The 15,604-nt window shown below is 37.7% G+C and carries 8 protein-coding genes; all 8 read right to left on the reverse strand.

Features of this window, described 5'->3' with window-relative positions:
• Window positions 1-23: 23 nt before the first annotated feature.
• Window positions 24-2,399, reverse strand: a complete 2,376-nt coding sequence (locus F564_RS0100785) for a GumC family protein (protein ID WP_028120915.1) — start codon at window positions 2,397-2,399, stop codon at window positions 24-26.
• 314 nt (window positions 2,400-2,713) lie between these two features.
• Window positions 2,714-3,496, reverse strand: coding sequence for a polysaccharide biosynthesis/export family protein (locus tag F564_RS0100790; RefSeq protein ID WP_028120916.1), 783 nt, complete (start codon window positions 3,494-3,496; stop codon window positions 2,714-2,716).
• A 48-nt stretch (window positions 3,497-3,544) separates the two neighbouring features.
• Window positions 3,545-5,476 carry a polysaccharide biosynthesis protein gene (locus tag F564_RS0100795; RefSeq protein ID WP_028120917.1) on the reverse strand — a complete coding sequence of 644 codons (1,932 nt, stop codon included), beginning with the start codon at window positions 5,474-5,476 and terminating at the stop codon, window positions 3,545-3,547.
• 11 nt (window positions 5,477-5,487) lie between these two features.
• On the reverse strand, window positions 5,488-6,627 hold the full coding sequence (locus F564_RS0100800; RefSeq protein ID WP_028120918.1) for a DegT/DnrJ/EryC1/StrS family aminotransferase: 1,140 nt from the start codon (window positions 6,625-6,627) through the stop codon (window positions 5,488-5,490).
• Window positions 6,628-6,883: 256 nt separating this feature from the next.
• On the reverse strand, window positions 6,884-7,486 hold the full coding sequence (locus F564_RS0100805; RefSeq protein ID WP_034980366.1) for an acetyltransferase: 603 nt from the start codon (window positions 7,484-7,486) through the stop codon (window positions 6,884-6,886).
• A 2-nt stretch (window positions 7,487-7,488) separates the two neighbouring features.
• Window positions 7,489-8,088 carry a sugar transferase gene (locus F564_RS0100810; protein WP_028120920.1) on the reverse strand — a complete coding sequence of 200 codons (600 nt, stop codon included), beginning with the start codon at window positions 8,086-8,088 and terminating at the stop codon, window positions 7,489-7,491.
• On the reverse strand, window positions 8,069-8,395 hold the full coding sequence (locus F564_RS0100815; protein ID WP_028120921.1) for a hypothetical protein: 327 nt from the start codon (window positions 8,393-8,395) through the stop codon (window positions 8,069-8,071). The genes F564_RS0100810 and F564_RS0100815 overlap by 20 nt, the downstream gene beginning before the upstream one ends.
• Window positions 8,396-8,482: 87 nt before the next feature.
• Window positions 8,483-15,412 carry an Ig-like domain-containing protein gene (locus tag F564_RS0100820; protein ID WP_028120922.1) on the reverse strand — a complete coding sequence of 2,310 codons (6,930 nt, stop codon included), beginning with the start codon at window positions 15,410-15,412 and terminating at the stop codon, window positions 8,483-8,485.
• Window positions 15,413-15,604 lie beyond the last annotated feature (192 nt).

Below are 15,604 nucleotides of genomic sequence, written 5' to 3' on the forward strand. Positions count from 1 at the left end.
AATATATACAGAGCTTGATTTTCTTATTGCTGAGCACCAAACCAGCCCCTTATTTTATTAAACAATCCTTTTTCTTCTGCCTGGTAGCCGTATCCATATTTGTTACCGTATCCAAAATTTGTTTTATGGACATCATTCAGCACAAATCCAACATTTTTAATTTTTTCGGATCCAATATTTTTATTAGCAAAATGAATAAACTCTTTTTCAGTCACTTCTGATCTTGTGACGTAAATGGTTGCGTCTGCATACTTAGAAATAAGGAAGGAATCTGTTACAAGCATCAAAGGCGCTGTATCAAGGATTACAAACTGATAACTTTTTTTAAGAGCGTCCAATAGATCCTGATATCTGCCGTTCTGAAGAAGATCTGCAGGATTTGGAGGGATGCTACCAGAATAAATAAAATCACAATTAGGACTGAAGCCGCTTGGGTGTATAATATCTTTAACAGAATCTACTTCGCCGTAAAGATATTCCGTAAGGCCTTTGGATCCCTTCATAGATGGATTGTATCTCTGCAGTTGTGGATTTCTAATATCAGACCCTATCACCAATACTTTCTTCTGCATCGATGCTAATGCTAGAGCCAGATTGACGGAAACAAATGTTTTACCTTCACCTTTGACCGTAGACGTAATAAAGATGATATTGGCTTCTGTTTTTTTAGCTAACATAAAATTGATATTGGTCACCAAAATCCTAAATGACTCGGCTAATGGCGTTACATCATTGAGCCTTACCAACTCACTTTCTTTGCCAGAGATTCTTGGTATTTCTGCTAAAACAGGTACAGATGTAAGCTTATCCATATCTTGTTTGGTTACCAATTTGGTATTCAAAAGATCTCTCAAATAGATGTAAACAAATGGTATCAGTAAACCAAAAATAACAGCGCCAAGAAGTACCAAAAGTTTTTGGGGTGCTACCGGTTTTGGAGAAGCATACGCATAGTCTACCACTCTAGCCTTATCACTGGTAATCGCCATTGCAATGGCAGCTTCTTCTCTTTTTTGTAAAAGTAACAGATACAGGTTTTCTTTGATCTGCTGCTGTCTTTCTATATTTCTAAATAATTTTTCTCTTGTAGGTACTTTCTGTATCTCGCCTTCGCTGGAATAATGCTCACCAACCACCTGATTCTTTGTAAATTGTAAAGTAGTAAGAGATCTGGAAAGACTTTCCTTCATTGCATTTTTTAGAGAGTTAAGATCTTTGGTAATCTCCTGCACCATCGGATTTTCTGCGGTGGCATTTTCCAAAAGACGGCTTCTGTCCATCACCAATTTATTATATGCAACAATATTAGAGGTGGCAGTAGCGTTGTCCAATCCTATATTGGTAGGTAAAACCTGATAACTGTTGGTTTGAGAATTAATATAACCGATAAGCATCTTGGTAAGCTCTGTCTGCGTTTCCAATTCCAGCGTTCTTCTTCTGGTTTCTGTAGAGATTTGCAAATTAATTTTGGCTTCTGCCCCAATATCTACAATATCATTATCAATCTTAAAATTTTCCTTTTGAGACTCTACTTCACCCAGTTCTTTGGAAATAAGTGTTATTCTTTCATCGATAAAATCTTTGGTTTTTTTAGATTCTGTATTTTTATCGAGTGTTGCATACTCATTGTACATCAAGACAATATTATTCAGCAGGTCTTTGGCCTTATCTTGGTTGGAATGGTTAATCGCAATACCAATAACAGTGGCATCCTTATCGACAAGATCAATATCTAAACCTTTCTGAAAACTGTCAACTGTAGACTCCTCATTAGAATAGGTAAAATACAGATCATCCAAATCCATTTCTTTAACTTTTTTACGGTTAAAATTTGGATTTTTCACAATCATAAAGTTGGCGTACGGTAAACTTATGGTTTTGTTAAAAGTAGATTTTACCGGCGCCTTGAATTCGTCAGACGTCAGGGTAATCTCGTCACCTTTTACACTGATATCAATTGGTTTTTTTGGTAATTTTTCGTATAGTTTTTCGTTGATCACATAGATGTTAAATGGATTGGTATCCTTATATAATTCTACATCATAGAACTGCTCCCGGGAGTATAATGAGGTCTGCAGTTTTTTGTTCTTTACAACATCCTCAATAATTCTTTTGGACTTGAAAATCTCCAGTTCATTTTCGATACTGTTTGTTCCCATTCCGGCAAAACCGCCTAGACCGGATAATACGCCGAAATCTCCAGAAGCACTGGACATTTTCTTTGCATCTTTTATTAAAACTGATGATTGTACTTTATAAACAGGAATTGTTAATTTAATATAAATTAAAGCTAATAATAAAAAACTTATAACTCCAATTACAAACCAATACCATTTTTTGATATAAGGTTTGATAAGTTCATTTAAATTGATCTCTTCTTCTTTTCGCTTAACGTCCATTCAAGTTATTATTTTATTGTTATAACTGCAATCATCAAATTATTACAGCTAAATTTTTCTTTTACTAAATTATTTAAAATCAGAGGCTATATTTTCAGGTCTATTATCTTTTCTATGATCCTCAATAAAAAATTAAATATATCACAAATCTATCTAAAATGAAAATAATAAACACAAAAACAACATATCTCCGTTTTTATTCTCATTTTAATATAAAAATCGCCTAAAATCAAACGTTTAAGTTATATTAAAATCAAATGATTAAAAAAATGTGATAATTAACAGTATTTCCATTGTTTTGTAAACAAACGGATTTATCTAATCAAAAGTGCCAACACCCCTAGAAGTATGGATGCAATAGATATTATGATGCCTGTTTGTGGGCCATAAGATGATGAACTCTTCTTAGCATTGTTGGGGGACACATAGATCACATCATTTTGTCTTACGTAATATTCCGGAGAATTGAAAAACTCTGCGTCTGTAATGTCTATATAATGTTTGGTCGTTGCTCCATCTATATTTCTAATCAACAGTATATTCTTACGCTGTCCGAAAATAGTAAGATCACCTGCCATTCCCAAAACATTAAGAATCGTAGTAGGTTGTCCTTCCGGTATTGGAAACTGTCCAGTTCTGTTAACTTCTCCTAATACTGTAACTTTATAGTTAGTAGTTCTGATGTTAACACCCGGATTCTTTATATATTTTGATAATTTTTCTTTAAGTTCTGTTCGGAAATTTTCTATCGTTTTATCTTTAGTACTTAAAGTTCCCAAAATCGGAAAATCAATATTACCGTTACTATCTACCAAATAAGTTGGCTCAACTCCTGCATTGCGACTAGGCATTGTAGAAAATTGGGAAACGTCGGTAGAATAATAATTCTGATTAAAGGGTTTTGCAACCTCATTATCCTTAGCAAGCACCACAATTGATAATTGGTCAGCAGGCTGTATTGTGGAAGAATATTGTCTTTGAGATGTTTGAATTGCCACATCCTCAATATTTTTCATATAATCTATATCTTGTCTGGGTTTACAAGACGCTACCATAAGCAACAATGGCAGGCCAACAGATAGTAAATATTTCTTCATAAGAGTTGAAAGATAATTTTTATTACAAGTTTGCAAATATAAACAAACTTATCTATCTAACGATTCATATATAGAATTATTGCTTTTAAATTCCTTTACTATAGATTTTAATACCCGTACGATCTCTTGCTTCTCTTCTTTTCTGGAATAATCGATAACCAGCTCTGTTAACTCATCGATATCCTGAAACTCCATCGATGGATCTTTGGAGATCATAATCTTCTCATGAGAAGTCGGTAATGTTCTGGCATTATCGCTCAGGAGTTCCTCGTATAATTTTTCTCCAGGTCTTAGTCCTGTGTAGATGATCTTGATATCAATATCTGGTTCAAACCCAGATAATTTGATCATTCGCTTGGCAAGATCCAGAATCTTAACAGGCTCTCCCATATCGAAGACATAGATCTCTCCACCGCCACCCATAGTACCGGCGTTTAGGACAAGTTCGCAAGCTTCTGCAATAGTCATAAAATACCGAACGATATCGGGATGTGTAATTGTTACCGGTCCGCCTTTCTCTATCTGTTTTCCAAAATGCGGAATGACAGAGCCATTAGACCCAAGGACATTACCAAAACGGGTGGTGATAAATTTTGTTTTGTTACCTTCAAGATTCTGGAGGGACTGTACAAATAGTTCTGCAACTCTTTTAGACGCACCCATTACATTTGTAGGATTCACCGCTTTATCTGTAGAAACCATCACAAACCTGTTCACCTCATATTTACTGGATAACAATGCAAGATTCTTGGTTCCCATCACGTTTACAAGTACAGCTTCGTGTGGGTTTTCTTCTACAAGAGGTACATGTTTATACGCTGCTGCGTGGTACACCATAGAAAAATTATACTTCCTGAATATAGGCTCCAAACGGGTAAGGTTTGAAATATCTGCCAGGACAAATTTGAAATTGATATGAGGATAGGTTTCCTTCATTTCCAGCTCTGTATCATAAAGAGGTGTCTCGGACTGATCCAAAATTACAATTTGCAGAGGTTCCAACAGGGCCACCTGTCTTACAATCTCCCTTCCGATAGATCCTGCACCACCAGTTACCAATATTGTTTTTTGGAAATGTCTTTTTTTGACTTCCATATTGTCCAGCTTTATCGGCCTCCTGTTGAGAAGATCTTCAATCTGGATGGTGTTAATATGGTTGATCATCTCCTTGCCCCGCAATTTCTGCATAGATGGGGCCTTGTATATTTTAAGATTGTTCTCCAAAAATACATTGACCCAAAATTCTAGCTCCTCTTTCTGTAATGCCTCTTTGATAACAAGAACACCACTCACCTCGTTATCGCCAACTTTCAGGTTATTAATAAAATTGGCCTTAGTAATAATTTTCTTATCTAATAATTTGATACTTACTTTTTTATTATTATAAGATATAAAACCACGGATATCAAAAGGAAGATTAGGATTACTCAAAATCACTTGCGCTATCGCAACAGAGGTGTCGTCATCTCCTAAAATATAGATTTTTTTTCTACTGCCGCTTCTTTTATTTTCTTTAATAATGTTAAAGAATCCTTTCACACAAAGGCGGAAAACAAACAAAAATAAGGAAGAGATTGCAAAATAAAGGCCCAGAAAAGGAATCAAAACCACCTTTTCTGATGTGGTTAAGTAGTACGTATAATTAATGATGATAATACTGAGTACCCCACACAGGTTTGCAAGAAAAATTTTAAAAAGATCTACAAAAGTAGAATGTCTTATAACGCCCAGATAGGTCTTGAATATATACATATAAAAGACATTCATCGCCAGTATGAATAAAAAAACATAAGGCAGCGGGAATACCTTGTAGTGTTTTACCTCCAGACCCATTATAAGCAAATGTGACATGAATAATGACACAATAACTATCAGTACATCAATAACTAAGATAACCCATCTGGGGAAAAATTTGAGATCTGCTAGATCCAATACATTATCATTGAGTGAAAATCTCTTAGGATTTTTATCCTTCTCCATTTTTTTGGTGGCTATTTTATAAATTTAAAATTACTTACAACATCATATATTCTTTTTTTATCATCAGTTGTTAGGTTGGAGCCAGAAGGCAGACAAAGTCCGTGGTTAAACAATTCTTCGGCAACATTTTCTCCGTAATACGGACAATCTTTGAAAACGGGCTGAAGGTGCATTGGTTTCCACAGGGGACGTGTTTCTATATTTTTTTCAGCAAAAGCATTCATTAAATCATGATTTGTTTTTGCTGTCAAATTTTTATTAATTGTAATACTGGTAAGCCAATGGTTTGAATAAAAATCTGAATTAACTTCTGTAAAAACATCTACAGCCTCTATCTCAGAAAATATTTCTTTGTAAAAATCGTGATTAGCTCTTCTCTGTAAGATCCTTTCGTCTAATACTTCCATCTGTCCTCTTCCGATCCCTGCACATATATTACTTAATCTGTAATTATAACCTACTTCAGAATGCTGATAATGAGGTGCGTTATCTCTGGCTTGGGTAGAAAGAAATATAGTCTTGTTTTTTTGCTCTTTTGTAGTGGTTACCAAAGCACCGCCACCTGATGTTGTAATGATCTTGTTTCCATTGAAGGAAAGCAAAGCAAATTCCCCAAATGTCCCACATTTTCTCCCTTTGTAGGTGGAACCCAAAGATTCTGCACTGTCTTCAACTAATGGGATATCATAGCGCTTGCATATGTCCAGGATCTCGTCCATCAGAGCAGGCATACCGTATAGGTGAACTACAATGACAGCTTTTGGCTTTTTATGATTTTTGATACGATCTGTAATAGCTTCCTCCAAAAACTGGGGTGACATATTCCAATTGGTCTGATCCGAGTCTACAAAGACAGGAGTAGCTCCGAGGTATTTTATCGGATTGGCTGATGCAGAGAATGTAAAAGACTGGCAAATTACCTCATCACCGTACCCTACACCCAGCTGAACAAGAGCCAGGTGCAAAGCAGCCGTTCCAGAACTGAGCGCTGATGCCAGTTTATTTTCATTAAGAAAATCTTCAATTGCTACTTCAAATTCATCTACATTTTTACCCAATGGAGCAACCCAATTATGTTCAAATGCTTCTTGGATGTATTTCATTTCTCCGCCCCCCATGTGAGGCGATGATAGCCAGATTTTAGATTCCATTATTTATTTAATTATTATTTACTGAATATCAATTATTTTAACAAAACTGTCACCGTTAATATTTAATTTTAGTCAAATCAATTTCAAAAATCAATTTTATTTTTTTGAGGTAAATATTTATAATTGATTAGTTATATTATAAGATTTTGCAAAGTTAGTTAATTTAATTATAAAAATAATCTAAATGAACAATTTTTCACACAATCCATTTTGCATCTAAACTGCAGTACAACATTACAATTTTCCGTAATCGGTACTAGCCACCTCTCTTCATAATCCTGGCAGGATTACCAACCACGACAGCATTGTCCGGAACATCCTTCAAGACAACAGATCCTGCACCTACAACAGAGTATTTACCAATCGTGATATTCTGTTTGATGCAAGCACCTATCCCAATTTGTGCACCTTCCATCACTTTTACATTTCCTGCAAGTGCAGCCTGAGGTGATATATGAACGTAATCTCCAATTTCACAGTCGTGATCTATACTGGCCGAAGTATTGATGATGCAATGATTCCCAATTTTACAAGAAGAATTGATAACAACACCAGCCATCACAGCATTGCCTGTGCCCCAATGTATATTTTTTGAAACAACAGCAGCAGGGTGGATCAGATTGATATATTGTGATGGGACATGTTCTGCATTTTTTTTCCTGTTAAGATTACTCCCTAGCGCAAAAAACACATTTTCACTGTGTGGTATATTAGAAAAATCGTGACAAACAGGATAGTTCAATATTTCTTTTACTTTTTCATTTTGATCATACACGCCTGCAATTCTGTAACCCAACATCTCGGCTATTTCTATTACAACTTTTGCATGACCACCTGCACCTACAATGTGAACTCTCATAATTATCCTTTAAAACTTTCTGTGGTGGCCTGGCCATCCGTATTGATACCTTCGCTTTTTATCACTTTTTTGACTGTCAATAAGATGATTTTCAGATCCAGTAAAAAAGTTAAGTGATCGACATACCATACATCATATTCAAATTTCTTTTCCCAACTGATCGTATTTCTCCCATTCACCTGAGCCCAGCCGGTAATACCTGGTTTGATCAGATGCCGTTTTTTCTGTTCTGTGTTGTACAAAGAAAGATAGCTGACGAGAAGTGGTCTGGGACCAATGAAACTCATGTCACCCTTGAGAACATTCAACAATTGAGGCAGCTCATCCAAAGATGTTTTTCTTACAAATTTCCCCATTTTGGTCAGACGAAATTCATCAGGCAAAAGATGACCCAACTCGTCCTTCTGATCCGTCATGGTTTTGAATTTTACAATCCTGAAGACTTTTTCATTTTTCCCAGGACGATCTTGAAAAAAGAAGACATTCTTTTGATTAAAGAAATACAGCAAAAGTATGAGTAAAACAAAGATGGGAGAAAGAATAATTATTAAAGCCAGTGCTAATAAAAAGTCAAAAAAAGGCTTAAGAATATTTCTGTACATAATCACAAAATAAACCCGCAATTAGAAGCAAAGGAATATAATCATCAATGGGTACTGGTTCACCTGGCGCCTCCTCGTGCTCTCCTGGTCCAGGTACGCCAAGAGATGAAGATTGATCTCCCTCATTAGGCGTAAATACACCTGAATTTTCTTCAGCTTGAGTCGACCTATTTAAACTGGTAGATTCACCTGTTACTGCCTTATTTTGATCAAAGACATTATCTGTGTACTGCGCAAAAGACATCACACTGAAGGTTACATATAATAAGGTAAAATGTTTTCTCATTGGTAGTTTAAAACTAAACATAATTTTCAAGTTGTAAAGATATAAAAAAATACTAAAATTTTATGATCTTAATGTTAAATAATATTAATGACACACTTTTTCACAATTTTACTTCAGAATTTTTTTGGTTTTGATATTACCAGAATTTTCTGCTTTTATAATATAAACGCCATTAGAAAAAGATGTTGCATCCAGGCGCAGTTCTTTTTGACTGGTAGATCTGGTGATGACCAATTTACCACTTGCATCATACATATCTACCTTGCCAAGATTCTGTGAAGATTTTATGACAAAATAGTCACCATCTCTGTAAATCTGGAAGTCAGACTTGCCACTGCCATCTGTTGAAAGAACTTCTTTGTTTTTATAAACAATTTCGAAGCGCGTCTCATCTGTTCCTTTATTGGCAGTAAAGATATAATCTTGTAATGTAAGATCTGTGTACAAATTGTTAAGTTTATCAAAAAGGTAGATTTTTTGGTTTTCTTCAAAAATACCTTCCCTACTTCCTAAACCTATTTTGTAGTTGCCGGTATTGGCATATTTGGTACCCAAAGGAACTGCGTCCTCTACAGTCATTGGATTACTTCTGGCCTGGATCTGTAATTTTTGAGTATTCAATTTTGAATAAAAAGAATCGTCGCCCACTGCCAAAATATCTGCATCATAATTGGCGTCATAGGTATTAGTAGCGCCATCCATATAGGCAAGAAGAATTGTATTCACAATATGCTCCGGTGTGGTCAACTTCACCCAATATCTGTTCACACCTGAAGCTGCTTTATTATTGAAGAAAACACCGGCTTCGTTTGTTCTAATGGTGTTATCAAAAGTCAACGTCTGGTTTGTTCCTATATTTTTTGCCTGAACAATAAATGCCTGCCCCACTTTGATATTTTTAGACGGAATATAGGAGCCAGTAGTTGTAGATGATGTTACCGTCGTGGTAGGTGGTGCACCTCCAGCAAGGGTAATTATAGCATAGTTATTTCCACCGTAAGCTGATCCTGCCTGATTGACGGTTGGTGCTACATTGCTCCAGAACCATGCTTTGGCATTAATGACATTACTGTTGTTTCCTAAGTAGAAAAACTTCACAAAATCCATATTAGAAGGGTAAGGATTTCCTATGAGGTTATAACCGTGCTCTACAGTTCCTCCGGTGCCGGTGTTCGGAGATTTTTTAATATTGATTGAACGGCTGCCATTATTAGGCACACCAACAAATTTCAGATTCGTATCTTCCGTCAGTACATTAGGGTCATAGATAGATTTGCCACGTACAGCATAACCTTTAGCATCTAAAAACTTGGCATCTGTAGTTGCATAAAATTTATCATCAGATTCATTATACTGGAAAATTCTGTTATTAGGCGAGCCTTCTGAGAAGCCACCGCTGCTATTGACAGCATTTACATTGGCTGTATTCAGCAGCACCTGATCTGTAACTGGAGAACTCCAATAGGTATAGTCTGTTCTGCGCATATGCACGTTGCGTTTTGCCAGTATTTTTCCTGAGTTCGGTACTGCATTAAGCTGCAACAGACTGGCATCGCTTTCCAAAACAAGGTTTTCATTTGTAACATTATTCGTGATATCAATCCCATCTGTTACTGTCAAAGAATTGCCGGCTGTAACTGTTATTTTTCCTGTAGGAGCAATTTTTATTGATTTTGCTTCTGCATTACTGCTGATCATCACATTTTGAGTTGCAGGAACATTAGCACATTTACCATTATCCGGTACCTGAGCCGGGAACCAGTTCGCAGCAGTGTTCCAATCTGTCCCAGGCCCTCTGAAGTCTTTTTTGAGTCTTTGGACAGAGGCACTCATTACCACTTTTTCACAAGTTCCCTGTACTGCTTTAGCGGTATAACCTGTCGCATCTGTAGGTGCCGCATAGAGCGTTGTTGCACTTGCACCTGCAACATAAGGAACTGTAAGGGCCATATCTCTATACAATCCTGCTGCCGGAGACCAAGTAATAGATTGTGTTGTATTCGAACCATTTAATTTAAAATCCGGACGAGCATTATATACAAATCCATTAGTACTCGTAGTAATTGTGGTTGCAGAAGCGACCGCCGCAGATGTATTGCCGTCAACTCTATAAACTGCTGTCGACACATAAGATGTAGGACTGTAATATTGAGTCACTAAATCATTTGCAACTCCTGATATGTTATTTGAAAATGTCGTTTCTATTATAATATTACTGGTACCATTCCATACAAAAGGCGTATTGAAAGGATGCGTATTATTATATCCAACAGTTGGAATAAAGTCTGCCGGCGCCACCACCTGAGTAAGCCCTGTTTGAAAAGTGGTTGTTAAGGCATTCAATGCTGTATTTCCGATGCTGACCTGGAAGTCTTTGTTTGCAGTTAATGATCCACCCCAGTTTGAACCTTTCGACACAACAGGAAATTGGATATTATTAATTTTGGATCCATTTGAATAACCTGCAGCAGTAAGTTCCGATGCTTTTATAAGCATCTGCATTTTTTGACCACCATAAAACACTGTATATGGTGCAGGATATCCTGCAGAAGATGTAGTTGCTGTATTTTGCGAAGCTTGTGTTCCAAAAGTATACTGTAAACCGGTGTCCATCAATCCTCCTGTAGCTTCCAGCTTGACATAATCCAGACCACACGCATCTGCTGCAACTGGAGAGATTGTAGGCGTAAGTACAATATCTGTCGGCGTTGGATTGACAGTAGCAGTAACAAGTGTTCTGGTTTCTGATTCACAACCATTGTACGTCGCTACATAATAATTTGTAGTTGCAGTGATTGGCGGAGTGTTAATAGTACCCGTAGAAGATGTTGCTACAAGAGTACCACCTGCACTTGCAGTATACAATCTATATTCGGTAATAAGTGTACCGGCAGAAGTACCCGTTGCGCCAAGGACAACCACTCCAGCACCACAACTACTACCTCCTGCTACTGTCGCAACTTTTGGAGGAATGTTTCCCGCAAATTCATCAGCTCCCATATCAGGAGCAGTTACAGATCTCGTCTCATTTTGTATATCTGTGGTGATACCGGTAATTGGTGTTCCTGCATTCACAAGAACCGAACAAACTGTTGACGGCATCAGTAGATTTGTAGGAGATATGAATGACGGAATGATATTCAAGGAATTAGCATCCTGACCAGTTCCAGTTGTAGCTTGCAAAGCCGCCAAAGTAGTTCTCGCCGCTCCCAAATAAGCCAATATTCCTGTGGAGTAATAATCGTTATTATTAATATTTCCATAAACTGTTTTTGCAGCACCTGAATAAAATGAGTAGCGCGTATTAGCAGTCTGATTGTTTGCGAAAATATTATTCCGAACATCCAAAGCTCCTGCGTTTGTAATAGCACCATCAACATAGAAAGCTGATCCAACACCTATGGTTTGGTTAGTCGTCATATTGATACTATTAAAATAGATTTTATAGCCAGCTCCCGAACCCACATACAAACCATGTCCATTATCGCCAACCGCTGAGACGTAGCCATAAGCTGCAACATCCCAAATCATATTGTTGTACAAAGAAGTGCTAGCTGTAGCAGATGAAGATCCTAAGAAAATCCCAGCTGCTCCATAACCGCCAGTATTAAGATTTTTCACATTGGAAATTTTGTTTGAATAGACATTCACATTTGCAGTAGAACTGCCACTCTCGATTCCCACAGAACCATCAACATATGTTCCGTAAGAAGAAATCCCCGATATGGTATTATTAAAAACATCAACAGCAGAAGCCGTACTTCCAGACAATATATAAATGCCGGCAGCTGATGCATCGCCAGAATACGTAGATACTACGCTAGAAATTGTATTACCAAAAACGAGAGCCTTGTTCGTTCCCGCAGCAAGCCAAATCCCTGTAGGATACTCACTCAAATTAGCATTTGAAATGTTACCGATTGTGTTATCCCTCACAGTAGCGCCATCTACACCTTCTATATAAATACCAGTATGTCTAATTGAATTCGCGCCCGTAGCAGAGAGATCATTTCCCGCGATCAGCAATCCATCTCCGTTACCGGATGCCGTATTGGCAACCACAAACAAACCATTAAAGGCTTTTCTGATGCTGTTATTCTGGATGCTAATATTTTTAAAATACCCCGCACTTCCCACAGTTGCGCTAGAAGAAACTAATACGGCAGAAGATGTATTAGACCCATTGGTAACAACCGTATTTTTAAGCACCACATTACTCACAGGAGTTGTATCCGGGGAACCAATCACAACAACATTCGGTGTTGTTGTAGCGGTATTTGTCAGACTAAGATCTTTTGTAGTACCACCGGCAGTATTACTCCCATCAATAATCACATTACTTCCTCCGTTTATTTTAATCAGAGGATTGGATGCCGCCGCACCGCTAATTACTGGCGATACTCCACTTGCCGGTTTTATCGTAAGCGTGTTCACTGTGCTGCTTCCTGCTATACTTGGTATTACGATAGGAAAAATTTCAGATGCGGATGTATAGCTTCCATTGATGGACAATATGGTTGGTTGCGTCATACCACAAGACACCAAATCTGCCAGAGCAGCCGTCAAAGTTGGATAAAGACTACCCGATGTTGTAGTACCACCACCAATAGATATCACGGAACTAAAAGTTGGACAAGCAGAGGTTGTCATATTAATTTGAGTTGCTGCTGTAGAATATAATGGACCAGAAGAACAACTTGTATTATTATACGAAAACACAAAGTAATAATAAGTGGCTCCTCCGGACAAAGCTGTAGAAGTCCAGCTGCCGGCAGCCGTTCCAACATATTCCACATAACCATTTGTAGCCACCACAGCATTTGCTCCAACAGCATATGTTGTTCCAGCTGAGAGTGTTGGAAGAGATGATGACGTAGATCTGATTACCACGTACCCCGTTGGTACCGGCGTACCACTTGTAGTCGTAAAACTACCAGCCACTGAAGTTACACCTGCAGCAGAAACTGTTGCGGATGCCGCTAATGACGCAGGCGCTGAACACGCAGGCACAAAACTACCTGTAAGATAAGCACTGTCACAACTTCCGTTATTCGCTTTAATCCTATAATAGTAAGTAATCGCTGCATTAGAAAATGTGATTACCCGCGATGTAGAAGTAGCCGCACTGAACGGAGAACCCGTAATAGGCGCTGTATATCCAGAATCTGTGTAAACTTCCACGGTATAATTAATGATCCCAGCAGAGCCGCCAGCTACCGAAGCCACCCAATTGATGGTTGCAGAACCACTTGTAATACTGGTAACAGGTGTAGCAGCAGCTGTTGGCGTTGCCGCACAAGTGACTTGTCCCGTTGCATTATTATTCAAAGAAGCAGAATATTTTGGTCCGCCCGAGCAACTTGTATTATTGTATGCAAACACATAATAGTAATATTTTGTATTTGATGCAAGGCTTGAGTCAGCAATGGTTAAACCTGCACCAACTGAAATGATATTACCTCCACCTATTGTAGATGCTGTGGTGTATGTAGTTCCGTCTACAGGATTTGCAGATAAGGAAGCATTGGTACTTCTTACCACAACATACCCCGAAGCAACAGGACTAGATGATGTAAATGCGCCCGTAATACTACCTGCAGACGCTGTGGTGAGACTGAGCGCAGTCGGCGCATTTGGGGTTGCACAAATACTTGGAACGGAAATATTTAATTCATCTATCGCTAGATTTTCCGCTAGGCTACCCCAATCACTAATTCCTTCAAAACGCAAAACACAATTTGCATTTGTACTTGTACCTAGAGAAAGTGTCTGCTGAGTCCAAGTTGTCATAGGTGAAGCATATGTTTGCAACAATAGAAAACTAACTCCTCCATCTGTAGAAAGATATACCTTTACTACATCATTTGCATTTGTACCTCCGGGATTTTTGATATAAAAGACAGCTTGTTTTGTACCAACTGTTGAAAAATTTAAATAAAAATCTAATGTACCATTAGAAGCTGCAGTTGCATTGTACTGGTTAAAAGTTGCCGCCCCTGCTCCTGCCTGCGTGCCCGTAAACTGCCCAGTAAGATTGGTCCAAGCGCCATTCGCAGCAGTATCAGTAATATTCCTCCAAGATCTATTTCCAGAAGCAGGCCAATTGATAACACCAGTGGTTGCTGGTAAATCATTTACAGCACCAGAACTACTCCAAGAATCGAAATTCTGTGAATATGGTAAACTTTGATAAAAGGAGCTCGAGACAGGTGTCCAAGTGTATGTCAACCCATTAGCTGGTAAATATAAATTATTATACCGCATCGTATTAATACCCCCAGTATTATCATCCGCTGTTTGCGTTGCAGCTGTTCCATTATCTCCAGACGCACCACTATTTGCCCAAGAATTATAAGGAGAACTCGCACTTACCATCCTGGTATTAAAAAAACTATTTGAACCACCTCTTAGACCTGTTACTCCAAAGTTTGTAACCGCCGTTGTAGTTGTGGTTGCAGCCGTATTATTATAAACAATGCTTACCACATTGGTAGTTTGTGTAAGCCTAATTTGAAAACTCATTCTATCCCCAGCCACCCCTGTTCTTCCCAAATCCGTAAATTGAACAACGAAATCAAACCCACTGGAACCATAAGAAATGTCCGGTGCCGCGCCTGAAACCCCCGAGTTTACCAAATTAAATCCATATCCTGCTATTGCTCCCACATAAGCCGTCGTAGCAGAAATGGGATTGTATGTCGTAGCAGTTGGAGCAGTTGTAGAACTAGAATTACCTAGTGTTATAAAACCATTGTTGCTGATATAAATTCTATCACAAGCTGTCCCATTGTAAACAAAAGTAAAAGGAAGCATTACAGCAGATGAAACTGCATTGGTAGCAAGCGTAGCACCAGATTGCCAAGATGTCCCGCCTGATAATGCCGTATAAGTTCCAGCAGATTTGGAGAATACAAAATTCATCGATTGCCCTTTCAATTCAAAAGAGGTTAAAAAAGAAAGCATAAAGAAAGCGAGAAGCTTGAAATTTTTAAAATAATTTCCAGCTCTCAGTCTGGGAGATAATAAATTTTTAATCATATGTTAGTGTTTATAGATAAAACCACTACAATCCCGTTTAAGACCACAGATGGTTTGCAAAATTATAATAATATTTGAATTATTTTAATAAAATTATTATTAATTTATAAATATAAACAACAAAATCGCATTTATAAGCATAAAACCCAAACTATTGTTTAAATTACGAATACCATAATCACCCTCAAAAAT

It is taken from the genome of Epilithonimonas tenax DSM 16811 (assembly GCF_000428485.1).
In the GTDB taxonomy this organism is placed as follows: Bacteria; Bacteroidota; Bacteroidia; order Flavobacteriales; family Weeksellaceae; genus Epilithonimonas; species Epilithonimonas tenax.

Excerpts from the sequence above, each read along its gene's own strand:
- F564_RS0100795 (WP_028120917.1), bottom strand. The coding sequence starts at position 5,476 with ATGGAGAAGGATAAAAATCCTAAGAGATTTTCACTCAATGATAATGTA.
- F564_RS0100800 (WP_028120918.1), bottom strand. The coding sequence starts at position 6,627 with ATGGAATCTAAAATCTGGCTATCATCGCCTCACATGGGGGGCGGAGAA.
- F564_RS0100790 (WP_028120916.1), bottom strand. The coding sequence starts at position 3,496 with ATGAAGAAATATTTACTATCTGTTGGCCTGCCATTGTTGCTTATGGTA.
- F564_RS0100820 (WP_028120922.1), bottom strand. The coding sequence starts at position 15,412 with ATGATTAAAAATTTATTATCTCCCAGACTGAGAGCTGGAAATTATTTT.
- F564_RS0100805 (WP_034980366.1), bottom strand. The coding sequence starts at position 7,486 with ATGAGAGTTCACATTGTAGGTGCAGGTGGTCATGCAAAAGTTGTAATA.
- F564_RS0100815 (WP_028120921.1), bottom strand. The coding sequence starts at position 8,395 with ATGTTTAGTTTTAAACTACCAATGAGAAAACATTTTACCTTATTATAT.
- F564_RS0100785 (WP_028120915.1), bottom strand. The coding sequence starts at position 2,399 with ATGGACGTTAAGCGAAAAGAAGAAGAGATCAATTTAAATGAACTTATC.
- F564_RS0100810 (WP_028120920.1), bottom strand. The coding sequence starts at position 8,088 with ATGTACAGAAATATTCTTAAGCCTTTTTTTGACTTTTTATTAGCACTG.